Origin of the sequence: Aureliella helgolandensis (genome assembly GCF_007752135.1) — a bacterium.
Taxonomy (GTDB): Bacteria; Planctomycetota; Planctomycetia; order Pirellulales; family Pirellulaceae; genus Aureliella; species Aureliella helgolandensis.
In genome coordinates, this window is the sequence record NZ_CP036298.1 from 6,461,761 (window position 1) to 6,487,202 (window position 25,442).

General features: G+C 56.1%; 20 protein-coding genes. 6 read left to right on the forward strand and 14 right to left on the reverse strand.

Features of this window, described 5'->3' with window-relative positions:
- The first annotated feature begins 367 nt into the window (after nt 1-367).
- Both Q31a_RS22675 and Q31a_RS22680 read left to right on the forward strand, forming a co-directional pair.
- Entirely contained in the window at nt 368-4,363 is a 3,996-nt protein-coding gene (locus Q31a_RS22675) for a vWA domain-containing protein (RefSeq protein WP_145082858.1), read from the forward strand.
- Nucleotides 4,364-4,798: 435 nt separating this feature from the next.
- Nucleotides 4,799-5,947 (forward strand): LptF/LptG family permease, encoded by a 1,149-nt coding sequence (locus tag Q31a_RS22680; RefSeq protein ID WP_145082860.1) that lies wholly within the window; start codon nt 4,799-4,801, stop codon nt 5,945-5,947.
- 9 nt (nt 5,948-5,956) lie between these two features.
- Here Q31a_RS22680 and Q31a_RS22685 read toward each other — a convergent pair whose 3' ends face one another.
- On the reverse strand, nt 5,957-6,568 hold the full coding sequence (locus Q31a_RS22685; RefSeq protein ID WP_145082862.1) for a DUF4254 domain-containing protein: 612 nt from the start codon (nt 6,566-6,568) through the stop codon (nt 5,957-5,959).
- A 331-nt stretch (nt 6,569-6,899) separates the two neighbouring features.
- Here Q31a_RS22685 and Q31a_RS22690 point away from each other — a divergent pair, with 331 nt between their 5' ends.
- Nucleotides 6,900-7,889, forward strand: coding sequence for a hypothetical protein (locus tag Q31a_RS22690; protein ID WP_231690899.1), 990 nt, complete (start codon nt 6,900-6,902; stop codon nt 7,887-7,889).
- Here Q31a_RS22690 and Q31a_RS22695 read toward each other — a convergent pair.
- Nucleotides 7,886-9,271, reverse strand: coding sequence for a CCA tRNA nucleotidyltransferase (locus tag Q31a_RS22695; protein ID WP_145082864.1), 1,386 nt, complete (start codon nt 9,269-9,271; stop codon nt 7,886-7,888). The two genes, Q31a_RS22690 and Q31a_RS22695, sit on opposite strands and share 4 nt — an antisense overlap.
- A gap of 347 nt (nt 9,272-9,618) precedes the next feature.
- Here Q31a_RS22695 and Q31a_RS22700 point away from each other — a divergent pair, with 347 nt between their 5' ends.
- Nucleotides 9,619-10,347, forward strand: coding sequence for a hypothetical protein (locus tag Q31a_RS22700; protein ID WP_145082866.1), 729 nt, complete (start codon nt 9,619-9,621; stop codon nt 10,345-10,347).
- A 393-nt stretch (nt 10,348-10,740) separates the two neighbouring features.
- Here Q31a_RS22700 and Q31a_RS22705 read toward each other — a convergent pair whose 3' ends face one another.
- Both Q31a_RS22705 and Q31a_RS30465 read right to left on the reverse strand, forming a co-directional pair.
- Complete coding sequence (locus Q31a_RS22705; RefSeq protein ID WP_231690900.1) at nt 10,741-11,370, reverse strand: PH domain-containing protein; 630 nt, start codon at nt 11,368-11,370, stop codon at nt 10,741-10,743.
- 110 nt (nt 11,371-11,480) lie between these two features.
- On the reverse strand, nt 11,481-11,621 hold the full coding sequence (locus Q31a_RS30465) for a hypothetical protein (protein ID WP_197355536.1): 141 nt from the start codon (nt 11,619-11,621) through the stop codon (nt 11,481-11,483).
- 76 nt (nt 11,622-11,697) lie between these two features.
- On the opposite strand from Q31a_RS30465, the gene nrdR reads away from it, so the two are divergent.
- Nucleotides 11,698-12,183, forward strand: coding sequence for a transcriptional regulator NrdR (gene nrdR / locus Q31a_RS22710; RefSeq protein ID WP_145082868.1), 486 nt, complete (start codon nt 11,698-11,700; stop codon nt 12,181-12,183).
- 4 nt (nt 12,184-12,187) lie between these two features.
- Here nrdR and Q31a_RS22715 read toward each other — a convergent pair whose 3' ends face one another.
- The 4 genes from Q31a_RS22715 to Q31a_RS30470 form a co-directional block, all read right to left on the reverse strand.
- Nucleotides 12,188-13,330, reverse strand: a complete 1,143-nt coding sequence (locus tag Q31a_RS22715; RefSeq protein ID WP_145082870.1) for a polyprenyl synthetase family protein — start codon at nt 13,328-13,330, stop codon at nt 12,188-12,190.
- Nucleotides 13,331-13,336: 6 nt separating this feature from the next.
- Nucleotides 13,337-13,852: a cyclic pyranopterin monophosphate synthase MoaC gene (gene moaC / locus Q31a_RS22720; RefSeq protein ID WP_315851633.1), complete on the reverse strand. Its 516-nt coding sequence runs from the start codon at nt 13,850-13,852 to the stop codon at nt 13,337-13,339.
- Nucleotides 13,853-14,235: 383 nt separating this feature from the next.
- Nucleotides 14,236-14,808 (reverse strand): response regulator, encoded by a 573-nt coding sequence (locus Q31a_RS22725; RefSeq protein ID WP_145082872.1) that lies wholly within the window; start codon nt 14,806-14,808, stop codon nt 14,236-14,238.
- Between the two features lie 229 nt (nt 14,809-15,037).
- A complete protein-coding gene (locus tag Q31a_RS30470) occupies nt 15,038-15,181 on the reverse strand; it encodes a hypothetical protein (protein ID WP_197355539.1) in 144 nt (47 codons plus the stop codon).
- Between the two features lie 687 nt (nt 15,182-15,868).
- Between Q31a_RS30470 and Q31a_RS22730 the strand changes: the two genes are divergently transcribed.
- Nucleotides 15,869-17,422, forward strand: a complete 1,554-nt coding sequence (locus tag Q31a_RS22730; protein ID WP_145082874.1) for a hypothetical protein — start codon at nt 15,869-15,871, stop codon at nt 17,420-17,422.
- 343 nt (nt 17,423-17,765) lie between these two features.
- Here Q31a_RS22730 and Q31a_RS22735 read toward each other — a convergent pair whose 3' ends face one another.
- The 6 genes from Q31a_RS22735 to Q31a_RS22760 form a co-directional block, all read right to left on the reverse strand.
- Complete coding sequence (locus Q31a_RS22735) at nt 17,766-19,538, reverse strand: ABC transporter transmembrane domain-containing protein (RefSeq protein ID WP_145082876.1); 1,773 nt, start codon at nt 19,536-19,538, stop codon at nt 17,766-17,768.
- 153 nt (nt 19,539-19,691) lie between these two features.
- Nucleotides 19,692-21,299 (reverse strand): hypothetical protein, encoded by a 1,608-nt coding sequence (locus Q31a_RS22740; RefSeq protein WP_145082878.1) that lies wholly within the window; start codon nt 21,297-21,299, stop codon nt 19,692-19,694.
- On the reverse strand, nt 21,299-22,018 hold the full coding sequence (locus Q31a_RS22745) for a class I SAM-dependent methyltransferase (protein WP_145082880.1): 720 nt from the start codon (nt 22,016-22,018) through the stop codon (nt 21,299-21,301). The genes Q31a_RS22740 and Q31a_RS22745 overlap by 1 nt, the downstream gene beginning before the upstream one ends.
- Before the next feature lie 40 nt (nt 22,019-22,058).
- On the reverse strand, nt 22,059-23,513 hold the full coding sequence (locus Q31a_RS22750; protein ID WP_197355541.1) for a glycosyltransferase family 2 protein: 1,455 nt from the start codon (nt 23,511-23,513) through the stop codon (nt 22,059-22,061).
- 338 nt (nt 23,514-23,851) lie between these two features.
- Entirely contained in the window at nt 23,852-24,238 is a 387-nt protein-coding gene (locus Q31a_RS22755; RefSeq protein WP_145082882.1) for a DUF3859 domain-containing protein, read from the reverse strand.
- Nucleotides 24,239-24,365: 127 nt separating this feature from the next.
- Complete coding sequence (locus Q31a_RS22760; protein ID WP_197355543.1) at nt 24,366-25,184, reverse strand: M48 family metallopeptidase; 819 nt, start codon at nt 25,182-25,184, stop codon at nt 24,366-24,368.
- Between the last annotated feature and the right edge of the window lie 258 nt (nt 25,185-25,442).

Sequence of the window (25,442 nt, forward strand, 5' to 3'; positions counted from 1 at the left end):
CCCAGAAAAACACATTTGGTACGCAACTTGCACTCGTATTAGACGGAATCGTTTCATTCGGTTTTCTTAGGCTTTCAATCACTACACCTCGCCCTATTTTGAACTAATTTTGTGGCAGGTTGCTGGTTAGGCAAATAGAATGAATTACTGGTAGAAACTTTTCTTTTCCTTCCACTGCTTCGCTGCCCCTCTCTCGAGACGCAGTTTCCAGCTTTGCCAGGAATCGTATGAACGTGTTGAAGTTTGCCGAGTCGAGTGTTTTCGTTGGGAAGCGATTTCCCGCGAGATCAAGAACTCGTTAGATAAGCACCATCGGTTCACCCACTCCATTCACTATCTCCTCAGGTTTTCAGGGAGCCGTATCGAAATGTCGTTTGCGAAACCAACTTGGTTACTCATGGCCCTTGCCATTGCACCGATGGTGCAGGCCGCACAACCACAAGTCAGTGGTGTCAGCCGCTGGGCAACGTTCCAAAACGCCGACAGCGAGTACTTTGCCCTCTCGGTTCAAGCCGATCCGCGCGGCGATTACCCAGTTGCTGAGGCTTATGAAGTCGTTGTCCTGTTCGACACCTCCGCCACGCAAACCGGACAAGTCCGGACGGATGCCCTTGAGGTATTGGAGGAGCTGGCCAATTCGTTGACGAGTGCCTCCCGTGTGGGACTGATCGCGTGTGACGTCCAGGCCGTACCTCTGTCGGACGGGCTGGTATCCAGTTTTGACGCGGATTGGGGGACGGCAGTTGCACGTCTTAAGAAACGCGTTCCCTTGGGAACCACCGACCTGGGTGGCGCATTGAAGGCGGCTTCGGCTCACTTCAGTGGTGCTCCTGCTCAACGGACAATTGTGTATATCGGCGATGGCATCAATCGCAGTCGCTTCCTTTCCCGGGACCAACAGCGACAGCTGGTCGATGAGTTGATTGAGGCGCGGATCACCGTTTCTGCACTAGCAATCGGCCCCTTCGTCGATGTCGAAACTCTAGCCGCCCTGGCCAACCAAACCGGTGGTATCGTCCTTTCGCGCGACGCCATTGACGAGTCCACCCAGGCCATGGGGCGAGTCTTGGGGCAAAGCACTAGTTTGCCCGTCCTGTGGATTGAGCAAGCTGAACTGCCCAAGTCGCTGGCTAGCCACTTCCCCCAACAGTTCCCTCCTCTACGAGTCGATCGCGATACCGTCATCGTCGGTCAATCGACAGGGATTGCCACTGCCGGAAAAATTCAACTTCACGCTTCCTCTGCTGGCCAAGCAGTCGATATTTCCTGGGACGCCGAGCCTGAATCCAGCAATCCGGATATGGGATTTCTAGCCTCGGTAACAGCTCAAGCAGCACGGGACGGTGGGCTAACACTTCCCGCCCTCGGATCCGATGGACTGCGAGCGATGAGCTTTATGCTTGCCGATTCAGCTACAGAGATGGTGAAGAGCGGGCAATTTGCGCTACGCGCGGGTCAAGTCGATACCGCCATCCGTATTGCTGAGGAAGCTCTTAAGAACGATCCCAACAATGCCGAAGCTGTCAGCCTATTGAATGCTGCTCAGAAGCAAGCGGGTTCCGCCGTTCCAACCGGTAAGTTCACCCAGTTTGGTGGAGCAGCCAGCGACAACAGCGGCTTCTCCGCACTCGACGAAACCCTCGGTGCAGGCGATCTACTGGCCGAAGAACAAGCGATGCGGCGTGCGGCTTCGCAAGCCTTGGAAGCGGATGTTCGCCAACAATTGCGCGTCGCTCAAGAACAATCGGGACGCGATCCAACCGGGGTTAAGAACTCCCTCAAGCTGCTTTTAGAAGAACTCGACAGCGCCGTGGACCTGGACGCAGCCCTACGTGCTCAACTCCAACAACACGTTCGCTCGGCTATCCAAATTGCAGCGTTGAAGGAAGCTCGCTACCTCGATCGTGTGCAGCAAGCCGAAACCGTACGCAGTCAAGCTGATCAAGCGATGCGCCTGCTTGCAGAAACCGACCGACGCGAAGAGTCGCTCAAACAACTCGTCGAACAATTCAACTTCTTGATGACGAGTGAAGAGTACTTGGCCGCCAGTAAAGAAGTGGCTCCCGAAATTGGAATCATTTCTCCCAATTCCACTCTCCATGTGGTCACTCGTGAAGAGAGCTCGCTGGCTTCCAATCAGGCCTTGCTCCAAAAGGTCTTCGAAGCTCGGGAACAAGGTGTCGTCGACGCCTTGCGTGGAGTGGAAGAAGCAGCGGTTGCCTTTGATGGTGTCCCACCGCTGGTCTATCCAGCACCTGAAGTATGGCAAGCTCTCTCAGCACGACGCAAAGAACGCTATGGTTCCATCAACTTGGCCGGTGGCAATGATACCGAACAGCGGATCTACTCCGCGCTCAAGCAATCGGTGACTCCAGAGTACCGCCAACAACCCCTTCAATCCATCATTGATGACCTGAAGGACGAATACAACATCCCCATCCACATCAACCAAACAGAATTAGCGGCTGTCGGTGTGGATCCCGATTTTCCCATCGACCTGGAACTACCACCGCTGAGCCTGCGTAGCATGTTGCGATTGCTGTTCCAACAGGTCGACCCTCCTGAAGTCACCTACATTATCCGCGATGAAGTGATGCTTATCACGAGCAAGGATGACGCTGAAGCCGAGCCGATCAACAAGGTCTATCCCGTGGGTGACTTGGTTATCCCACCCACCCCGATGATGGGTGGCGGCATGGGCGGCATGGGCGGCGGCATGGGCGGCATGGGTGGCGGCATGGGTGGTATGGGCGGCGGCATGGGTGGCATGGGCGGCGGCATGGGCGGCATGGGTGGCGGCATGGGCGGCATGGGCGGCGGCATGGGTGGCATGGGCGGTGGCATGTTTGCCGTACCAGACGACAGCACCAAGTCCAGCGAAGCCTCCCCGCTCGCACTTCATCAAGCCGGCAGCAGCTCGAATATCGATCCATGGATTGAACGGTTCGCGCAATGCCCCGAAGAAGATCGCCCGCAACTCAACGAAAAATTGCGGAGCTTCGTGCAAGGCAAGGTCGAAGTCGCATCGGCGTACTTAGAAATCAACGACCAAGTCCAGCTAACCCGCGAATTCCAAGAGATCGTCGACCTCCTCAACGGACTAATTGCAGCCGGTTACCCACTCCCGTGGATGTACCAAACATTGAGTTTGGGGATGGAAGCCTGCCAATATCCTGACGCAGATATTCAACGCGTACTGCTAAGTGGACTCGATTTTCAAGGCGACACCAATCACTCCTTCAAGCTGGCCACCTACATGGCTCAGCGAGGAATGAAACAGGAAGCCCTCGAACTGTTGCACGATATCGCGATGGTCGAACCCTACCGTTACGACATTTATGCACTCGCGCTACCTTTGGCTTCAGAGCTCAAGGACAACGAAGCTCTACGCTGGACCTGTAAAGGAATTCTCAGCAAGGCTTGGCCGATCGAACAAGCCGACCTCTACCAAGAAGCTCGGTTGTTGGCCATCACGACTCAAGCTCGCTTGGCTCAATCGGGACGCGTGGTGGAATCCAAAGCGTTCGAAGAAGAAATTCGCGCCGCCATGGTGCGTGACATTGCGGTTCGAGTTAACTGGTCAGGTCAGGCGGATCTGGACATTCGCGTTCAAGAACCAGCTGGCACGATCTGCTCGCTATCCAACCCTCAGACGATCAGCGGCGGTGTGCTGCTTGGGGACACCTCCAGCGCCAGTGCCCGAGCAACCATTGATGGTTATTCCGAATACTACGTCTGCTCCGAGGGATATGCTGGTCAATACGACATTCTGATCCGCAAAATCTGGGGAGATGTCTCGGGCGGAAAAGCCACCGTGGAAATCTACACGGACTTTGGAACGCCGGAAGAACAGCGTATCGTCAAACAGATTGATGTTAGCGAGCGAGATGCAGTCGTGAACGTGGCTGTCAAAAATGGCCATCGGGTTCAACCGATTGCGGAAGCCCAGTTGGCCAATATCCGGCAGAAGCAGATTAAGACGAGCCACGCGGTGCTCGGTCAATTGGCCGGCGATGCTGCCAGCTCCGATAGCAGTAGCAATCAAGCTTACGACGATTTCCGCCAAACCCTACTCAACAACGCACGCGCTGCACGGCGTGGGTTCGGGTTCCCCGTAGGAGGTGGAGTTGTGGGCTATCAGCCAGTGATTACCACAATCCCTGAAGGTGCTAGCATGTTTGTGACGGGCGTCGTTTCAGCCGATCGCCGCTACGTCCGAATTTCGCCCTCGCCCAACTTCACGGGAATCGGAGAAATTAGCACGTTCAATTTTGTCAGCGGCGGATCGACAACCACGGGCGGCGGTACCGGAACCGGAACCGGAACCACTACTGGTGGAGCCCAAGGCGGCGTCGGCTTCTAGCTTTGATTTCATACCCCAGCTCCTCCCATCCCAGATCGCCAGCCGATGTGGGAGGAGGAGGAGCCGGGAATCGGCTCTCTAGGGAGTGCTGCGACTTGTCGTAGCTTTCTTGCCAGGCAACCAAACGCAGTTTCCCCATCGCGCATGGAATCCACCGCAGGCTGCCCGGCAGATGATGGCCAGCGGCTGCCCCCAAACATCTCTTCGGTGGATTATTCACTCAGCTGCGATTTATCTCTCCACAGCGATGACGAGTCATCGCACTCCATAGGGAGCGCTGCCTTCGTGCCTTGCAAGCACGCATTCGCGCACTTCCCAATGCTTGCATTGAGGCTTCCCGAACCGAGTCAGGTGAGTTCAATAATTGATCTTGCCGAGAGTGGCTTGGTCATGGGAAGCTAGCGCGGTCTTGCTTCACTTCTCACCGGCGGCCTCATGACTCGCATTGATCGCTACATCCTGACGCTCTACGCCCGCGTCTTGGTTATCTGTTTTTCGTCAGTCACCGGTCTGCTCATCGTCGTGCAGATCTTGACCAATCTCGATGAATTCGTCAGATATGCAGAACACAGCCACCGCACGCTATTGTCCTCACTGATTGAGTACTTCAGTCCGTTTGCGGTCGTGATTTTCGAAAAGCTCAGTGGTATGCTGGCGTTGCTAGCGATGTTGTTTGTCATCGCTTGGCTGAATAAGACCAATGAATTGACTGCCTTGTTGGCAGCCGGCGTGACGAAACGGCGTATCATTCGCCCTCTGCTCATCGCCTCTTTTGCCTTGATCGCCGTTGCTGCCGCATCGCGTGAATTGATCCTCCCTCGCTACCAAGACCAATTGACGAAGAACCCGCAAGATTTGGCTGGCAACCCGCGTCCCATCCGTCCACTCTATGACCCAGATCCCATGGTGCTGTTTCAGGGGCAGCATCTCGTCACTGCGACTGCGGAAATTATCGGCCCGAATCTCAAGATCTACGGGGGACCACTGTTCACCGCTCTTGGAAATAAACTAACCGCTGAACGGGCCCAATGGACTGCTGCGACCAGCGAACACCCAGCTGGCTTCATCTTGCAGAATGTCGAGACGCCGACCAACGTCGTTGCACTCCCCAGTGTTTACACCGCAGACCAAACCCCTTTATTGCGAACCCCTACGGATGCTCCCTGGCTGGCTCCCGACAGCTGCTTCCTGGCAAGCAGCGTCAATATTGAGATGTTGCGTGGAGGATCTACCTGGAAGCAATTTGCCTCCACCGGCGAATTGGTGCATTTCGTCAAAGGGGAAACAGCGGTGAATAGCCGAGATGTGCGCGTGCAAATCCACCAGCGTCTGCTCCGCCCATTGTCGGACTGGACCGTCCTACTACTAGGAATCCCAGTCCTGTTGAAACGCCCAGACCGACACATGTTTTGGGTGGCTGGCGTGTGCTTGGGAATCGTGGCAGGTTTTACCGCAGTTTCCATGGGCCTGTCCACTCTAGGCAATTCAGGCCAGCTCGTTTCGCCAGCCCTCTCCATTTGGCTTCCACTGCTGCTATTCTTGCCCTGGGGATGGGCGCAGACCGCCAAAGCAATGACCACGTAACCCGCAACCCTATTTCGCCGCTTTGTAGAGGTAGGGATTGAGGGTGGGGTCGTTGTACATTTTCATCTGCCGATAGGTCTTGTGCATTTTGGTGCCAGCTTGGATTTCCTCGAGCAGCTCACTAAGCGAGCGACTCAAGTCGTGGCGTTGCTCTTGGCACAATGCGATCCTGGCTTGCATCCGCGCCAGATGATCTTGATCGACATCTTCTCGCTGCAACTGCTCCTCGTAGTGATAGAGCCGTAGCGACATAATGCTCAGGCGATCAACCGCGCTACCGGGCGTCTCGGTGTTCAATTTTGCGTCGGGCTTAGGCGAAACGCCGTTCACCTCAAGCTGCTGGGTGAGCCAATCGTCGAGTTTTTCAATGTGATCGTTGCGGGCTTGATTGTATTGATCGATAGCCCGTTTTACCTTCGCAATTTCGGCGTCCGTAACGTCTCGACTCCGCGCAATATCCTCTTGATGCCACAGCTCATAGTTAAAAATGTGCTGCTGGCAGACCAGCTCCAATACGCCTTGGTAGGTATTTTCCACTGGCTGCAAGTGCCACAATTCTACGGTACTGCGATGCAATTCGAGGACCTGGGAGATGTCGATCAAAGGGGTAGGACTAGACATGGGATAAATCCGGACAGAGGAAAACGCGGGGAGGTCTAAATCCCCTAGCGATTCAGAGAACGCCCCTCCGGAGCAAGGATCAGGGAGCAGCGTTCGTCGACGAAGCCACTGGTATAGCACATGCTACGGACCCTGAGCAAGACGCACCTTTTCGGCGCGCTCCACCAGATTGGCGAACCTGCCTGGCGCCCGGGAGAGTTGCCAGCGGACGAAAACTCGGAGCCCAAAGTGCCCTGAGCAAAAAAACTCGCCGCAAATAGGTCAAACATCTCGCACCCGCAGAACCGATACATCTTGAGGATTCGGAAGATTCGGTATTGAGGGACTTTTCATGCGACGATTTACTTTTCTACGACTTGCTAGCATTGCCATTTCCTGCTCTTCGGTGCTCCCCTGTCATGCACAGGTTGGCACGGCGGCCAGCAGCGCCTTTGTGCCCGGTACCGGTATCGAGCTAACGCAGGTTGGAGACGACTTCGAGGATCCCAATTGGAACTACATCCCCAACGATCCGAAGAGTTCGGAAGACATCAATGAACAGCAGAACACACCCATCGGCAAATCGGCCAACGGTCGCTGGTTTGAAGGGATAAAGCGAGGGCATCCCGACGTCGTTCGACGCGTTGACACCCCGCCCGGAGGCCTGCCAGGCAGCCAGGGAGCGCTACTTCTGCAATCTTTGCATACTGGCATTCCCAATCGTCCCAGCCACACCATGCACCAAGAAGATTTTATTGGAAACGTGCAATACGCCCTGGGTGGCACCATCTCGGTGACTCAGGCTCCCAGCGTTACCACTCGCGTTTACCTACCTCCCATTGCCGAATGGGAACACCGCTCCGGCCCCCACTTCGCCTTTCGTATTGCGTTGGAAACCACCAAATTAGAAACGAAAAAGCGTTTCCTTTTCACTTCAAAATCGGAAGAGGATGAAATCTATTGGCCTGGGTTGTTCATCGTATTGGACAGCAAGTATCAAACCGGCCAACCGGATGACTATGCCTACTTCCGTGTGCGTGCGAATCGCAACGGCGGAGACTTCAAAGGCCCTCAAATCACCACGACTGGCTGGTGGACCTTGGGCATGTCTTGCTCACAGGATGGGATGGTGCACTATTACGCCAAACCGGGTGTGGAGAACCTCACCGCTGCCGACTACATCACCTCGCAATACCCCTATGGCTACCGCTGCGAGAGCTTTCGCTCCTTTTTCTACAATGTAGTCAATGGGGATAATGGTCGGGATTGGACGACTGCCTGGATCGTCGACGACCCGAAGGTCTTCGTGCAGAATAACGCTCGCATTGCCCGTCGTCCTTAACAGGCGTCTGGCCCAAACGACTCGCGCTGCGATTGGATCCATTCCAACGCGGCTTCCGGGCTGGTCAATTGCCGATCTAACTGTTGCGCTCGCACGGCAGCCAGCAAATCTCGGAACGCCGGATTGGGGCGCATTCCCAATTCGATCAAAGTTTGGCCGGTGATCAGAGGGGGCGGGTCCAATTGCTCGCGTGACTGATTCAATTTCTGATCGATCCACTCACACGCCCCCTGCAAATGCGGCTCAACCGTAGCCCGAGCTTGAAACAGCAGCCAACCGGTTTGCAGCTGTGGATGAATGAGCCAGGGTTGCAGCACCGACCATGGCAGGTGCCCAGTCGTCGGCCCCGCCTGCTCAAAAAATTGCTGGGAACGAAGCGCATAGTCGATTCCCACTAATTCATCGTTGGACAATTTGAGCCGAGTCTTGAGCAACTCCCGCGTCTCGACCAGCGGCCGAGTCCCCTGGGCACCATCACCAGTGCCGCGCATCGGCGCGGTGTGATCCGACGGGATGTCCCGGCAGCCCACAAAGGGCCACAACATGCCAGCCAATCGCGATTTCCACACATCGTCTTCGGGTCTCGCTAGCGGCCAATCCGCCAGGGCCTGAAGCAACCGCCTGACCTTTTCCGACGCCTGCGGCCAAACATTCTGAAGCTCCGGAAAAATCGCTCCGAGCAGCCCCACTTCGAACAGCATTTGCATGCCCCACGCCGGCCGATCGGTCAGCAGCATCTTACGCAGTTCACTGGCCACACGCTCCCCGCTGACCACGTCGATCTGTGTTGCCTGCTGCCCGATGGCTTGCCGAGTCTGTGGATCGAGTTCGAAGCCAAATCGAGCTGCAAACCGTATCGCGCGCAACATGCGCAACTTGTCCTCAGCAATCCGATCACTGGCGGTTCCAATAGCCCGCACCACTCGCCGTTCGAGGTCGTTATTGCCACCGACAAAGTCCAAGACCTTTTCTGACAGCGGGTCATAAAACATGCCATTGATCGTGAAGTCGCGGCGTTGAGCGTCGAACTCCGCAGTGGAGTATTCCACCGAGTCGGGATGCCGCCCGTCGCTGTAGCTGGTTTCCGTTCGAAACGTGGCCACTTCAATGGGATCCGCCCCCTTGGCGGACGGAAGTACAATTACAACTCCAAACGCCAGCCCCACGGGCAAGGTGCGAGACTTCCCAAACAGTGCTCGGACCGCTTCCGGAGTCGCCGACGTCGCCACGTCATAATCGGTTGGAACATTTCCCATCAGCAAATCGCGGACACACCCGCCTGCCCACAATGCCTCAAACCCAGCATTTCGCAGCCTAGTTACCACTTCCAGTGCAAATGTTCGACTACGATCTGCCCCCTGACGACTAGTTTCTCCCGACATTGAACCCTTCACATCTCTAAAGCCCCACCTATTGCTTGCAATGACCAATCATTGCGCATGGGGGCGAAAGTTGCCAGCCTAGCCCCGAAGAATCTGTGACACCAGTGCCTTGCCAACACAAAGAAGTCGGGGACAGCCCGCCTCAGGAGAAAGGTGCCGTCCCTGGCAGTGCAGTCACATTTAATTGCCAGCATTTGCCTTCGGAAGCCAGCCAAGCAAGCTGGTAGTCGAGCGAGTCTTGGCAAGATTTTCTGGATGTAACGAATGTAACGGTCGATATTGACTCTACAGGCGCCCTACTCGCGTCTGCACGCGGCGGCTTTAGATCGACTTGAAGGATAAACAGAATGTTTCGAATGCGTCTTTTAGGCTTACTTGGGTTGTCCAGCTTCGGTGGCAAAGTGCAGCAGTGCCCCGGTTACAAGCAGCTGATTGCCGCATTTCCCATGCTACTGCTAGGTCTGCTGCCTCTGCTCGGGACCGGATGCTGCATCCAGGGCGGCGGGGCCATGTACAGCAGCTGCGACACTGGGGCCTGCGGCATGGGGGGCAACGGGCTGGGCGCCATCGCTCGCGGAGCAGGTTGCCAGGGAGGCTGCGGCGACACCTACGTCGGCGAGTGGCTCAGCGAGCCTCCCGTCGTCGACAACTGTGGCTATGCGTGTGGTGGCTGCGGCCAGTGCAATAGTTGCCAACCTGTTCGCAACCTATTGCGAGCCTTGTGGGGCACGCCGTACATGGGCGGATGTGGCGATTCCGCTTGCGATGGCGGCTGCGACTCATGTGGAGGCGGCGGTTTTGCTGGCGATTTCGTGTCCGGAGGAGGCGAGTATGTTAGCTCACATTCCGGCGGGGGATGCAACTGTGGAGGCAATCACTCCTCCGGCGAGCACTACCAAGTCGTACCACATTCGGTCAGCCCAAGTGCTCCGCTGCCAGCCGATTCAATCTTGCAGCCCTCATCTCCCAAGGCCCCCAAGCCAGCTCCTGAAATAGCTCCGTCGTCTGCAATGCGACTCAACCCGGCTCAAACGCGACGCAATGCCAACCAACAAGCTTCCTATTCATCTAGGTAGCGCGTCTTACAAGAGTTGCAATAGCCTGCGGCGATCGGGCTGCTTCCACTTGGGAGGAAGCAGCCCTTCTTTGTGCCTCTGCACCAGCCCGGCTCAACGCGAAGCATGCGGGGCAACGAACGTCGCGAAACGGTGGCTCTAACCTGAACATGCCGAGCACCCGTTCCAGCCTGGGGTATCGAAATACCTCTTTTCTCAGGCAGGTTTTCTCAGGCAAGCTTTCTCGCGCAACCCGTCATCTTAGACAACCCGAACATCAACGGCCTGTTGATTTGATTGTCGTTCGGCTTTAACCCGACGGTGGCGGCTCCCATGATCCTGTAGCGGCAACCACCTAATCCTTGCGCACGCGGAGGATTACTACTTCAATCAGCCGTGAAGCTCTAGCAAGCACTAGTTCGTTTCAATGTGCAAACTGCGTCTCCTACGCTCTTCACGTCGCACATCGTCGATCAAACTCGCTATTTCTGGCACTTTATCGATCCCGCGCAGAATCAACTGAGGATGGGAACGATCCGTGCTTTCAATCGTCACGCTTCCGACCCCCAGCATGCGTTGGACGATACCTTGCTTGTAGCTCACGTCGGCAATATCGATGACCTCGATGCGGTCTGTCTGCCGTACTAGCAAGCCCTCTTGATGCACAAATCGCTGGGTAGTCAATTCGTAGTGCATGCTTAAGCGGCGGTACATGTAGAGTGCGATGACGTAGCACCAGACCAACAGTACTACCGCCCCTACGATCATCCACACATTGGCCTGGTCCCCCGCGAACAATCCCACCAGGACTAAGGCAAGCACAGTCACAACCGCCGAAACGACCCACGTCCCGTACATGGCTTTGGGGGAATACCCACCTTTCCAGAGGCTTCGCTCGGGTGGGACCGCGCGAGCTGCTGCGATCCGCTCGGCTGCAGCAGCCTGGAATTTGTCGCGCGCGGGCGACTCGGAATCGGCAGGGGGAGTCACACTGTTGGGCGGCTCACTACTCGGTATATCGCTACTCGGTATGTCGCTACTCATAGCTCGTTTCCTGTATCGGATGAGATTCGGGGCAAGTTCGGAGGGGACGATTGGATAGGCTATTGGCCGCATCACCGTCTTGAACCGTGGAAGTTCGGCAGCGTAGCATTCTAGAGCAATTCCGCCGCCGGTTCACGACCACTGGCAGGAACTCGCCACCGCTTAGGCGCGAAAAATCGCTCCGCCGTGGAACCGTAGCGGCTCTGGACTTGCACGAAGCGATCTCCCACAGACCCTAGTTGATTTTGCACGACTAGTTTAATATTTCGTCTGCTGGCGATGTTTCTTTGCAAGCCACAGTTAATCTGTACGAAGGACCCCCATCCCATGTTCTGTCCCCATTGCGCTGCGGACAACGATCGAGTCATCGACTCGCGTGCCTGCGAGGATGGTCGCGCAATTCGCCGCAGACGGATTTGCAATCAATGCAAGAAACGCTTCACGACCTATGAACGGGTCGAGCAGTATACGCTGCAAGTTCGAAAAAAAGATGACGCCCGCGAACCTTTTCAACGCGAGAAGATAGAGCAGGGGCTGGAGCGTGCCTGTTGGAAGCGTCCCTTCAGCCGCGAACAAATTCGCGAGGTGGCCGCACGGGCGGAAGCTCACATCATGTCGGACTACGAGGCCGAGATTCATAGCAGTGTCATTGGCCATATCGTCATGCAGCAATTAGCCGCATTGGACCACGTTGCGTACGTGCGTTTTGCCAGCGTCTACCGCGAGTTCAAAGATGTGGAGGACTTTGTCGCTGAGCTTGCTCCACTGCGGCATCCCACTCCCCAGCCACCGTCCCGAGAGAGCACTCTCTAGGCGGCTACTGCTTCCTGGCAATGCTGTAATCGGCAATGGCAAACAGCAACGTTTTGCTGCGTGAATCGGGGATGCAATCCAGACTCTGCTTGGCGCGTCGCACGCAATGCTCGGCGACCTGAAGCGTGAAATTGCTGGAGCCCGCTTCTTGCAGCTGGTCTAGCAGCCCCGGGAATGGAAGTTGAGCCGGGCTGTCACCCGTCGGCGAAGCCGCACAGCCATCCAACTGAGCAAGCAGCAACTCGCGTTGCGTGGGATCGCAGTCGTTGAGGAGGTGGAGTACGGGGAGCGTTGGTTTGCGCTGCGCGAAATCGGTCCCCAGCGTCTTCCCCACCTGATCGGTGCCCCAATAATCGAGCCAATCATCGTAGATTTGGAAGGCGAGCCCCAGCATGTTTCCATACTGAAACAGTGCGCGGCGATATTCGCGCGGCGCCTGCCCCGCCCAAGCTCCCAATTGGCAGCTCACGCCACACAGTGCACCGGTCTTCTGCAGCAGGATGCTGCGGTACTCTTTGAGCGACAACTCCCAATTGCCAATCGACATCTGCTGCCGCAACTCCCCTTCGCACAGAAGAGCGGCCGCATCCGCGATGCGTCGTGCCGGCAGCGTACTGCGGCAGGCTGCAGCGAGTGCATAGGCGCGCGTGAAGAGATAATCTCCCAGCAGAATCGCGGTGGAATTTCCAGCTTGGGCCATGATGGTCGGTCGATGGCGGCGCTGCTCAGCTCGGTCCATGACATCATCGTGAACCAAACTCGCTGCATGCACCAACTCGACCGCTCCGGCAATCGATTGCGTGTCCACTCTTCGTCGGCGGCCCCACTCTTTGTCCAGGCCTGCCGAAGTCGTGGGGATGGCTGCTGCAGATAGCAGCACCAACATGGGGCGCAGCCGCTTGCCCCCCATGGAGGCAGCTTGCTGGCTCAACACCTGAACTTCGCGGTGCCGGCTGTTCACCGCTTGCTGAAGAGTCGCTTCCACTCCGTCGAGCTCTTCTCCGATCAACTCGTGAACGCTTCCCAACAGATGCTCCGTAGAGACCTTACTGCGAGGGGCTGCGGCGGAGGCATCCAGGCCGCGAAATGAGCGGGCTGAAGTCCAATTGAACGGCTGCGTTTCAAGATCTGTATTGGGTTCGATCATCGAAGCTTAATCCTCGTTTCGCTGAAAATTAGCTCGCTGAAACTCACCACGGACTCCGCCAACTTTGTGAAGTAACTGGACATTCTCAACTACCATCTCCCGGTCGCTGGACTTGCACATGTCGTAAACGGTCAACGCGGCAAGGCTGGCCCCCACCATGGCTTCCATCTCGACACCGGTCTTGCCGGTAGCCACCGCCGTGACTTGGATCTCTAGCAACTCGGGTTCAAGCCAGGCAAACGCGACTTGCACGCTATCCAGTGGAATACTGTGACACAACGGTATCAGCTCGTCGGTGCGTTTGGCAGCTCCAATGGCCGCGAGCCGAGCAACCTGCAACACATCCCCTTTTCGCAGGCTATTTCCTCTCACCGCGCGGGCTGTGTCGGCGTTCATGCGGCAGTGGGCCGACGCCGTCGCGGATCGGCGCGACACGGCTTTGTCCCCAACATCGATCATGTGGGCCTGTCCGTGCGAGTCGACGTGTGACAAGTGCCCAGCCTGGTGGCTTTCGCTTTCCAAATCCTATCCCCTTGAGTCTTCCCCCCCATGGTTCACCGAGGGGGGGCATCAATCGCTTTATTGATCAGTTCTATCGATGGTCTATGGATCGCTGGTTTCCGTCAGCCTGCCAGGGCAGGGGGGCTACCAGCACCCTTGCTTTTCCTAACTGGTGAACCGCATTTGGGCTCCGACTTTAACACGGCTCCCCCAGGAGTCGAAATTGTGCCCGCAAGCGGCGTTGCAAGATAGGGTACTAAACCTTTCTCGCGCGACGCCGGCAGCCACGAAAAAAGCCCACTCACCACGAGGGCAAATGGGCTTTTAACTAGATAAGTTCGGGGATTTTTCCGAATCGATCGCGGGACCTTTTCTCAAAGGCAACTGAGCTGAGCTTTAAAAGCTTAGACCAGCTCTTTCTTTCCCCCGACCAAAGTTCGCAGACGTTCGGCCAACAGGCGAGCGTCGAACGGCTTCTTGAACGTTTCGTTGATGGCGGAGCGGTCAAAGCTAAATGTTTGTCCGTCATCAGGCAGCAACGCAATCAAGACGATTTCGGTAAAATCGTTGTTTTTGCGCAAGTTTTGGCAAATTTGCAGAGCTTCCACTTTGCCGATCGAGAAATCCACGATCATGCAATCGGGATGGAAACTCTCAGCTTGGATGCCCGCCTCAAAACCACTCGCAGCAGTACCAACTTTGAACGCTTTCTCAGGAGGCAATTCTCGCTTGAGATTTTCGATCAAAACTTGGTCCTGAGCAACGATCAAGACTTTAGCCATTGCCTCATCTTCCAAGTCTCCCAAGGGCATACCATGCTCCTTGAGGAACTTAATGAGGTACTCGCGTGGTATGCGACGGTCCTGGGAACCGGGAATGCGATACCCTTTGAGTCGGCCGGAGTCGAACCATTTGCTTACGGTCCGAGGGGCCACCTTACAGATCTTAGCGACCTGTCCTGTGGTGAACACCTTCATATGCAGGATCTCCGTTTTCCTTACGTGTTTTAAGAGCTAACTCAGTCCTGAAACAGAACCAAGGTCAGCCAGTACGCCCCTGCTCATCAAACTGCTCTGGGAAAATCCCGCGGCGTCGGACGCCAATCCTTTGACGACACATCTGATAAACACTTGGGTCAGGGCTTCAAGTGGCCAGAACCATTTGACGTTGGGCTCAGCTTTCCTTCCGCCTAATTCCGACCTGCAGTCAGTTGCCTTGCGGTCCCGCGTTCTCAACTTTGACCACAACATCCACACCCCCGAGCGAAAGTGTGGCCGTCGATCCGTCTGTTGTGAAAAACCGCCGTTCCAGTCCGCACACCATCTCACGATGTGTACATGGAGAACCCATGGATGAAACCACCTACAAGCTGCACTTTGCAGCTTGAGTAGCATTCCAGCTAACCTTACTCTTCGAGTATGGCTGCTCAGTTAGATTCCCCCCTAACTGAACCAGCAGTCCGCACGCCATTGGAATCAATCGATCCGTTGGGACTTTGCAGAACAAACTGTCCGCTGTTAGTTTTCGATTCAAATGGGGTAATTACTTTAGCAAGATTGCTCGTTTACATAGGACCAAACCCCATAATCCCATTTTCGTGACTACCCTTGCTAGCAATACCGTCATAAACCACTCGCTGGGGCGGGGTACAACCGTCAAATTCGCCAAATTTTCACACTGCTCAATGCTAGCTTCGCTACTTTCGTGAATTCGCGATTTCCCTCGAAAGCTCGATTTCATCTCAACTTTCGCGGAACGCATTCCTCCAACTGATCAGCAACTTTTGCTTATTCTGCGCCCATCCGCAGACATCCCCCAACTTCTCTTTACACTTAAGACTCCTATCATGTAATCTTACACAGCATTGCAATGCGAGCTTGCCAACTCGTTTCGCCAGTCTGGGATGCCCCTCCCCCCTAGGATTCAAGGCTGGATAGTACGATGTTTGCGGTACTTAGGTTTGCAGCGAATCGCGAACACGAACGACCCCGTGTGGCTCCAGTGGCATTGGACCCAACGGAATAGGGACTACGACTCATGAACGGACTCGGACTAATCTTGATCATCTTGGCTGCTGGCCAAGTGAATCCCAATGGTCTGTTGGGACAATTGCCGAATCCCGCTGCGCAACAGGACCCGCAAGCCCGAAATTACGGCTGGGAACCAGATCCGGTTGATCAAAAACTGACTTACTACATCCAGATATCTCCCGAAGAGGCTCAGCAAATGCTCGGCCGCGGCGGCGAAATCAAGGAGAGCTTCAGTGATATCCCGGCAGAACTAGTTGGGCGCGTGCAGCGTTTCGTAGTCCGCTTTGGAACCGAACCTTTGCCACGCACGCCAAGTCTAGAAGTGATCCGTACTTGGCCCAGTATCAACACCGCGGATGTGACTGCCGCTTTGGACTCCGTCGGAAACGGGAGAATGGCAGAAGTCGATCGCTCCTCGATTGTAGATGTTCAACGCAGTGGCAGCAGCAGTGCATTCCCCCCCGGGTTGGGAGCAAATTCGAATGGATCGAGCTTGCCCAACAACGGAGTGTCCTTGCCGCCTGCTGGCAGCTCAGGCAATCTAGCGGATGAAGCTCGCGCCCAGAGCAATCGTCTGTCCGATCTGTCAACCAAGTTTCCGACGCAACCACCCACCTCCGGTGGTTATGCAGGCTCTACCTCAGGTGGTTATACAAGCCCCACACCACCACCCTCCGACCAGTTTCTAGCCGGCAGCCGTGGTGCACCGCCCGCAACGACGGGACTCAACACCGGAAGTCCAACCGCCCAGCAATACCCCTCGGGCGTTTCGGGAGGGTTGCCGTCGACCCAATCTCCCACAGGTTCCAATTTTGGTGCTTCTGCGAACGGTTCGAATACCCCATGGACTTCAGCATCTGCCCCACCGGGGCAAGGTAGCCCCTCCGCTCTGACAGCCGACGCTCGCTCGTCGTCGGGACAAAACTACGGAGGTCCGAACGGCTATAGCAACCCGAACTACGGGCAGTCCTCGACTGCCGATTACTCAAAATTCAATTCCAATGCGGGACAGACACCTCCCTCATTAGCCGACTCCGGCAGCTACACTCAGCCCTACGCTGGCAATGGGACTCCGGGTTTCGGCGGCAATCCGCTCACCCCGACACTCAACGATCGCACATTGGGACGCGACCCATACGGGAACGCCCCCAATTACAGTGGCAACAATTACACCAGCGCCCCGGCTTCAGGCAACCCAAATGCTCTAAACGCAGCTGACGCGCAGGAACTGCAGGAACTGAGAAGCCTTGTTGCCCGCAGAGGATTTCTCACAGATACGCAAACTGCCACTCCTGCTCCCAATAGTAGCTCACCAGCAGACCGTCCTGCTGCAACTGAAAGCAAGGAAGACGTCGACGCACTCAAAGCCAAGTTGGTTGCCGCTGAAAGTGCCGCAGTGGAAGCTGCTGAGGAAGCCGCGCAGACGAAGTCGATGGGGACGCTGGTTCAGGTAATCTTCCTATTCTCAGCAGTCGTCAATGTTTACCTGGGAGTTCTGATCCGCAAACTCTTGGGGCGCTACCGAAGTCTGCTCTCGAATATTCGTAGCCAAACCGCTTGATTGCTGAGCGTCACCTCAAAAATCGCTCACAGGCACGGTGCTAGCGAGTCTTCTTCTTTCGCGGTGGCGGCGGCCGTAAGCCTGAAAAACGATACGGCGGGAGGCAGCGTTAGAAAGAGCGACACTCGCGGTGTGAGATTGCGAATAGCGGCTTGCTAGCGTCAACGATTGGGGCGACGCACGGGTTGGGTGATTCTCACGGCCCGGGGGGCCATGCTACCGGGGACGGTACCAATCGCAGCCCGCTGGTGAGCAAGGAGTGGTGATTGCCGCGACAACGCGATTGGGATTGCTACAATCGTGGCACAACTCAGAACGCTCTTAAACCGACATACGCGGTCGGTTAGGATGCTACCGTGCGGAAGGGATTGAACCGCAGGTAATTCAAATGGCGATACAGCTCATTTTTCTGCAGGAGGTCAGCGTGGGAGCCAATGTCTACCACTTTATGATCGTGAATCACAATGACTTGATCACATAGACGGAGAGTCATTAAACGCTGTGGCAGCACCACCGCGATCGATTCGTCCCTCACCAAGCTGCGAATCGCATCGAGCGTTTGCTGCTCAACTTGCTGATCAATATGCGACTCGGGCTCTTCGATCACGACGATCGACGCCTTGAGCACTCGTGCGCGACCGATGCCAATACGAAACGCGGCATCCCCACGCAGGCGATCATCGCCGGGCGTGATCAGAGTCGCCAATCCATCCGGCAACTGCTGCAACACTTCGGTGAGCCGTCCATCCACGATCGCCTCGTCAATGTCGTAGCCAGGAACGGCCTGCGAGTGGACGAGGTTCTCACGTACGGTGCCTGTGACAATCGCCCCATCCTGCGAAACCCAATGCGAGCAATGGGATAGGCTCTCGGGTTGCAAATCGGTCACCGGTTGGTTGTCGAACAGCAAGCGTCCACTGACGGGTCGCCCGAACCCCATTAGGAGTTCAACGAGAGCGCGAGACTGCAGGCTATGGCTGGCGATCACGCCAATCAGCTTGCCTGGCGTAAAACGAGCTGAAACATTGTCGAGCAACTTGCGACCGCTGCTGTCCTGAACCGTCACGTGGTCCATGACCACTTCTTGGGTAATTTTGGAAATCGACTTCAGCGACTTCGTATCGTATTCCTCCACCGGAAGCGAAAGAAAATGCTCCAACGCATCGGCCGCGTTCTCCACCGACTGCAGTTCCCGAAGCGAGCGTTGCAAGCGAAGCGTACTGACAATTGCAGCCAGGACACACAGCAAGAAGGTCAGCATGCCAGCCACGCTCAGGCTACTGTCGTCGCGGAGGATCTGAACGGAGCTCACCAACAGAAACAATCCAGCCAGAATGCTTGAAACAAGGATCAGAACCGGTGTTTTCCATATGGAGCTCGTCAAGCTTCGCACTGCGTCGCGTTGATAATGCGCCAGCTCGTCGGAAAATCGTCGCTCAACCTCGGACTCATCATGCACCGACTCCAGTAAGGGCCCCTGCAAGCTGAGCGATATCAGGCTGCCGCGTTGTTGCGTCGCTCGCTCGCGGACCACGGGCAAAGTGGTGCGGCGCTGCCGATCAACGAGGCGATAGGTCAAGACGATCAACAACGCCGCAATAACGGTCAACAGGCTCAACAAGGGCTGCAACAGACAGGCCAAGATGGAACAACTAATGAGCTGCACCGCATGCCGTGGAAAGGTTCTCCACCAACGCCCGAGGCTAGCTCGCACACGAGGCAAGTGATAATCAAGGCAATCGGTTAAGGCGGTTTGCTGGGCAGACAAGGTCCTGACGGTCGCTAAAGCGCGCGCATGTTTTCTTAAGCGCGCAATCAACGCAACTTCGAAGCGAACCGCTGCGACATGAATTTGATAGTAGAACAGGAACAGCAGGCTGGCCATGAGTACCATCAGCACCAGGGCGATCGCTAGCCAAGCAATTACTTGAGCCAGTGGTGACAGGGCAGGGGGCAGCAGCCCATTCAGGTCTGGCAAATAATTGGATAGTCTGAGCATCGCTGGCGAAGCACCGGCCACCATCAAACACTGGAGCACCGTTCCTAGTAGTAGAAATGCAACAGGAACGCACAACGCGATCCCCCCTCCGAGCAGCGATGCAATGCGCAACGGCACAAGATTGCCTGCCCTAGCAACTAAGATACTCAGCGATTTAGGTATCAATGCTCTCGCCCCCTGTTCAAAGATCCCACCACACGTACCTGACAGTCTAATCGGATTGCCGGCTGGAGTGAGTGGGGCGTCGCGAAATTCCCTCTACCACCACGATTAGTGGGCCAATTCCTCCTTCTCTTCAGCAATCGCGGAAAGCAATTGCAGGCGGGGCGGACGTTCATCCGCATAGAGCTCCCACTGAGTTCGCTCGGAGCCGTACTTCATTTCCATGCGCCGATTCCAGTCGTCGCGTTCGCCGCGCGCCCACAGAACGGATTGAGAATCCAAATCGGCCAGATTGTAGACCCATTCGTACTGTCCATGATGATCGTCGGCGTAGTGGACCAGCACGAGGTGCTTGCCACCCTGCCTCTCTAAACTAGACATAATCTTCTGGCGTTCGAGTCCCCAAAGGCGACTGGTGGAATGCCGTACTTGCCCTGTCAGCATCACCAACAGAATGAACTGAATCGCAAGCCATGCAATGACCACATGCGCGGCACCGAACAGGCCGCTGTGACGCCCCCAGCTAGCCACCCGCCGCAGCGCGAGAACTGCCCAACATAACAACCAGGGCATGATCGCTGCGATGTAGTGTGGAAAATCCCAGCAAACGAAACTGGAGGCCAACAAGTGACCTGCCATGCAGAATGCGAGGCACCTTCCCACTCGGAAACGCCCCCACCAGGGAATCATCAAGAGGCTCAGGGCCGCCAACCAGCCCCAAAACAACATGATAATCTTTGCGTAGGCCCCCCAGCCTCTCAGCCACCCCAAGATCCCAAGGCGACTGGTGTAACTATTGAGCGACCATTCCCGATGATATGCGTCGACAACCGCAGGCAGATCCCCCCCCTGTGCCATCTCCGGAATCTGAACCGATTGAAAGATGAACAGTGGTGCAACACCATACTGTGCCTCATGCAACTGGTACGGCAACGTAGCAATCGAACCGGTCACCGCCAAATTGTGCATGCCAATCAGCACCAGGGCAGCCGCGATGGGCGGCGCGGCACTCACCGCAACGAACACGCTACGAATGAGACGCTGCGAGAATGCGCGGGGCGTCCATAAAAACCACAACATTCCGGCACTCATGCAAGTGGTCACCAATCCTTCATACGGCCGCGAAAGAGCGAGCAAGGCGACACCGCATCCGCCGGCCAAGGCCACGCTGAATTGAAATCTTCGGCGCAAACGAAACACGGCTCCCGTCAATAGGCCGCAGCCTGCAGCGGTGATCCAACCGTAAATCAGACTCTGCGACCAAATCACTTGCATCGCGGGGTGCAAGGCCACAATCAAGCCACCGGCCACGGCCCATCTGCGACTGACGATCCCCCCCAGCATCCATGTCAGGCTTACCGCGCACAGCCCGGCTGATAACCAACTACCCGCAACCGGCATACCGCACAGAAGCTGTCCCAGCGCTGTGGCGATTCCAGTCGCTAACGGATACTTAGCTGCGTAGGTGGGTTCCAGCAAAATATGAAAGGACTGGAAGGGTTGCCAGATTTCCGGAGTCGGATTGGCCAGCCTTCCCTGCAAGAGGGTGTCCGCCGCTAGAAGGTAAGCGAACTCGTCATGAACCAGCGGCACGAACGGAGTGAAGCAGGAGATTAAGGCAGCGATGGCTACGGCCAATCCACCCACGCTTCCTATCGCTCCCCACCACGTCACATTGCGATGCAAGCGTAAATGAGCTCGGCTCGGACTGCGCATTAATTACCGCTCGGGAGGTCGCGAGATCGCCTGGCCAGCACCACATACTGAGCGCCCATCGGCAAGGGACTCAGCAGCGGTTCCAAAGGGCGAAGATACCGCAAGCAACGCGGAAAAAAGAACAGGGAACGAGTCAGCTGTGGCGTGAGGCCAGCTTGGCTAATGCGTCGCCGAGTTTCCCATGGAGATAAACATTGCGCATCATGATCGAAAGGGATCCTCGACATCACCCAGTGCGTAGCGGGATTCCATGGATTGTTCTCAAACAAGGCCAGCACGCCGCCCGGCTTCAACCATTGAAAAATGCGTGACAGCTCGACTTGCCGTTGCGCTGGCTCGATATGGTGAAAGACTCCAGAGGTATACACCACGTCAAGACTACTTGGTGCAATTTCGCTTCCACCCACGGTCCACCGATATGCGGAGTTGGCAAACCGTTGTTGAGCGAGGCGGATCGACTCGGAGGAGCAATCAAGGCCCATCACCTCACATGCATCGAGTTGTTCCTTCAATGCTTCCGTGGCGTTGCCAATTCCGCAACCAAAATCGAGCACCCGAGGGCGTCTAATTTCGGTATGAGTCTGCAAATAGGTTGCCAGCAGGCGAACTCGATGCTCTACGAAAAAGTCCGCAGACTCCCCGCTCAAGGAGATCCCTTGATCCAGCTGCTGGCTATATTCGCGTGCAGCCAAATCAAATGTGGAGGCTGAAGTGTTCATGGCGAATCCCTGTGGGCGAGTCTCTGAGCCAGACTATCGACTATCGGCGGGCCAAGCGGAGGACGCTCATCAAAAAGCTAGAGAACGCGAACTGTGCCCCAACCGCAATAGCTCCTGCAGCTGGAATAATCCAGCGCATCGTATGGGAATAGTCCAAAGCACCAAATCCTTCGGCCGCCCACTCCCAAGACTTCCAAGCCACGACACCCCCTCCGGTTGCGATCAACAGTGCCGACAAGGAAAGCATTCGCTCGAGGCTAAATCGCTTGGTGAATCGCTCCACTCGCTGATCAAGAGGCAGCAGCCCCTCGGAGGCGGCAAAGGTCTTGGCCAACAGAGCAAAGCTCGCCAATTGGGCCGCGATCATCAACCCGAGGGTTGCGACCAACAGAGTATGAACATCGAATACGATTCCGGCCACATTGGCTCGGCTCAACACCAGGGCATATCCGATGCCTCCCAAACCAGCCAACAGGGCGCCAGGTGCCAGAAACGTCCAACGCGGGCTTTGCAACAAGAAGAATCGAAGCGTTCTCCAGCCATCTCGAAACGTACGCAAATGGGGGCGGTGCGACTGGCGACCATCGCGATGCAGTACGATCGGCACCTCCGCGATCTTAGCACCAAACAGGGTACTCTTAATAATCATCTCGGTGGCAAATTCCATCCCCGTGCAGCGTTGGTCAAGACGCTCGTAGAGGTCTTTCGAAAATCCACGCATGCCACAATAAACATCATGAATGGGCGCTTTGAACATTTTCTGCACTAACCACGTAAGCGCTGGGTTGCCATATTGATGCAACCACGGCATGGCTCCAGGCATGACTCGCCCTCCGCCACTAGGAAGCCGGCACCCCTGTACCAGTTCTGCTCCCTCACACAGGCGGTTGTAAAAGCGATGGGCTTGACTGAAATCGTAGCTATCGTCAGCATCCCCCATGACCACAAAGCGTCCACGCGCCGCCTCGATGCCTCCCATGAGAGCCGCACCGTAGCCAGGTTCCGTCACATGCACGACCCGCGCACCCAACTCTTCCGCCAGCCGGACGGAATCGTCGGTGCTACCGTTATCGGCAACAATGACCTCCCCGCGAATCCCCATTTTCTCCAAGGCAAATTGAGCCTTGAGAATGCAGTTCCCCACGGTATCCGCCTCGTCCAAACAAGGCATCACTATACTTAATTCCAGCGTTTCGCAGGCAGCCGCAGTTGCCTGGGCCTGCGTAGCAGAGGGCAGTTCGGTTGCAGTCGATGCAGTTAGCAAGTCGGCTGTATCTGCCTGAGTTTCATCCTCACACTCAGCGAGGGTAAGCACCGCCGTGTCGGAGTTTTGCTCGGTAGCCAGCAAGTCGATCAACGAATCGAATTGTTGATCGAGACTCTCGCTGGAAAGGTCTCGGACAGTTTCCAGGAAATCGGTCGAGTCATCCTCAAATGCATTGAATTTCGTTTCTGCGAATTGCCCTAAGCTGCGAGAAGTTTCCGAACGATTCATTTGTCACCCAATCGACAGCAGAGGAGGAAGCCACGAATGCAAGTCGAACAATTGCCCCCTCGTAGGGGTCCTACGAGGCAGATTGCTGAGCTTGGTTCCCCAGCTAGAAAAGCAGGGGGTCGCGGCATGGAGAAACTCGACTTAGAAAGGTAAACCCTACGTTGTGAGGGTCAAACGCGAGTCAACCTGCGGAGAATAGCTTTTAGGATATCGCTACGCAAAGTAACGATTGTAAGGACCGCAACCGAAGAAACGCGCCTCCGCCAGGCAGCGGGATACACCAAGGTGCGTCGAGGGCCATGGGCCGGATCCATCTCAACCAACGTGCAGAAGTGAACTTACACGAACAATTGGAAGACCTTTTCTGCTACGACACGTCCCTCCAGCTCGACGACTAGCCGCCAGTCTCCCAGCTTGTCGTGAATGGGCTCCCAGATGGTATCGCCCAGAAAAAAGTCCCAGTCATTGGTGCGCACAAAAACTTCACCGTCAAAGGGAGGTCGCGGCTGCCCATCCGCGTCTGGGATGTCGGGGTGATAGATCCAGTACTGCAAAGTCTGGTTCTTGGCGCGTTTAACATTCACCACGAGCCCAAACTCCACGTCCAACTCCGCTTTGACCCGAGTGGTGAATTCTTGGATCTGCGGCAATTCCTTCGCTTCTGCATCCCACTGTGAGTAGATTCCGAAACTGCGAATCGTGACGATCGGCTTGCGTCTAGCCAAAACTCGAACCCTCTGTTGGCGGCAAATCCAATGTTGGCGGTCCCCCCCGGCCGCCCGGTGCCGGTATAAGCGGGGAAGGGGCTGGAAACAGTCCTTGGGAACAGACACCCTAGCTGGCTGCAGCCCGTTACACAATCAGACGCTCCCCAGTACCGATGGGATTGGCGGCCTGGCGATAGATGTCGAGTGCTTCCGGCAGCAGCTGCTCAAGATTCGAAGCTCGCGACTGGTCAGCGGGATGCGTCGATAGAAACTCGGGCTGTTTCTCTCCCTTCGAGGCAGCTGCAAAACGCGTCCAAAACCGCGGTGCCTCGGCTGGATCGTATCCCGCTCGCGCCATGAGCATCAGACCAATGTGGTCGGCTTCCGACTCGTGCTTGCGGCTGTAGGGGAGGATGACTCCATAGGTCGTCGCCATTCCGTAAGCCTTCATCCAGGCGTCGGTCGTCACCTGCTCTTGATTGCGCATTGCGTAGGCAACCAACGTCTTGGCCCCGTTGACCGCCGACTGCTGGCTCATCCGCTCACCGCCATGCCTAGCTAGCACGTGGGCCACCTCGTGACTCATCACCACCGCCAAGCCGGCTTCGTTCTCACAGGTGGGCAAGATCCCTTCATAAACCACGATCTTCCCTCCGGGTAGGCAGTAGGCGTTCTGCTCCTCGCTGGCTACGACCCGCGTCTCCCACTCATAGTCGTGACGATCGCTGACTCCCGCAATCCGCAACCCAACCCGTTGGACAATCGCTTGGTAACGAGACTCCTCCGAGGAGGCATTGGTCTCGACCACGTCAGCGAAGGCCTGTCGGCCCATCGTCACCTCCTGCTCTTCTGGCACCAGCATCAATTGGCGGCGGCCGGTCAGGGGCGCAGTCTTGCACCCCATACAGCCACAGGTTCCCACTCCCAAGAACCCCGCTTTTGTCATCCAAGTGCGTCGATCCATCGACAAGCCTTCTCTCTTTAATTGGGAACGGCATCTCAGCCAATCAAGTTTTCTGCAGCGCATCAGCCACGCAAGTGGTGCGTTCACTTGGGAAGCGTGCCTCCCACCTTCCCCTGCCATCACTGCAAATCAAAACGGCTGCCCACCACCTTTGGAACACAACCTGGGACATCCATTCTCGCTAATTTGCCTCGTGGGATAAAGATGAGTTTCTTCCCCTAAAGATCGCCATCGTTCCCCACACCCAGGTTATTGGCT

Coding starts and splice junctions, on each gene's coding strand:
- Q31a_RS22675 (WP_145082858.1), top strand. CDS start 368: ATGTCGTTTGCGAAACCAACTTGGTTACTCATGGCCCTTGCCATTGCA.
- Q31a_RS22680 (WP_145082860.1), top strand. CDS start 4,799: ATGACTCGCATTGATCGCTACATCCTGACGCTCTACGCCCGCGTCTTG.
- Q31a_RS22685 (WP_145082862.1), bottom strand. CDS start 6,568: ATGTCTAGTCCTACCCCTTTGATCGACATCTCCCAGGTCCTCGAATTG.
- Q31a_RS22690 (WP_231690899.1), top strand. CDS start 6,900: ATGCGACGATTTACTTTTCTACGACTTGCTAGCATTGCCATTTCCTGC.
- Q31a_RS22695 (WP_145082864.1), bottom strand. CDS start 9,271: ATGTCGGGAGAAACTAGTCGTCAGGGGGCAGATCGTAGTCGAACATTT.
- Q31a_RS22700 (WP_145082866.1), top strand. CDS start 9,619: ATGTTTCGAATGCGTCTTTTAGGCTTACTTGGGTTGTCCAGCTTCGGT.
- Q31a_RS22705 (WP_231690900.1), bottom strand. CDS start 11,370: ATGAGTAGCGACATACCGAGTAGCGATATACCGAGTAGTGAGCCGCCC.
- nrdR (WP_145082868.1), top strand. CDS start 11,698: ATGTTCTGTCCCCATTGCGCTGCGGACAACGATCGAGTCATCGACTCG.
- Q31a_RS22715 (WP_145082870.1), bottom strand. CDS start 13,330: ATGATCGAACCCAATACAGATCTTGAAACGCAGCCGTTCAATTGGACT.
- Q31a_RS22725 (WP_145082872.1), bottom strand. CDS start 14,808: ATGAAGGTGTTCACCACAGGACAGGTCGCTAAGATCTGTAAGGTGGCC.
- Q31a_RS30470 (WP_197355539.1), bottom strand. CDS start 15,181: ATGGGTTCTCCATGTACACATCGTGAGATGGTGTGCGGACTGGAACGG.
- Q31a_RS22730 (WP_145082874.1), top strand. CDS start 15,869: ATGAACGGACTCGGACTAATCTTGATCATCTTGGCTGCTGGCCAAGTG.
- Q31a_RS22740 (WP_145082878.1), bottom strand. CDS start 21,299: ATGCGCAGTCCGAGCCGAGCTCATTTACGCTTGCATCGCAATGTGACG.
- Q31a_RS22745 (WP_145082880.1), bottom strand. CDS start 22,018: ATGAACACTTCAGCCTCCACATTTGATTTGGCTGCACGCGAATATAGC.
- Q31a_RS22750 (WP_197355541.1), bottom strand. CDS start 23,513: ATGAATCGTTCGGAAACTTCTCGCAGCTTAGGGCAATTCGCAGAAACG.
- Q31a_RS22760 (WP_197355543.1), bottom strand. CDS start 25,184: ATGGATCGACGCACTTGGATGACAAAAGCGGGGTTCTTGGGAGTGGGA.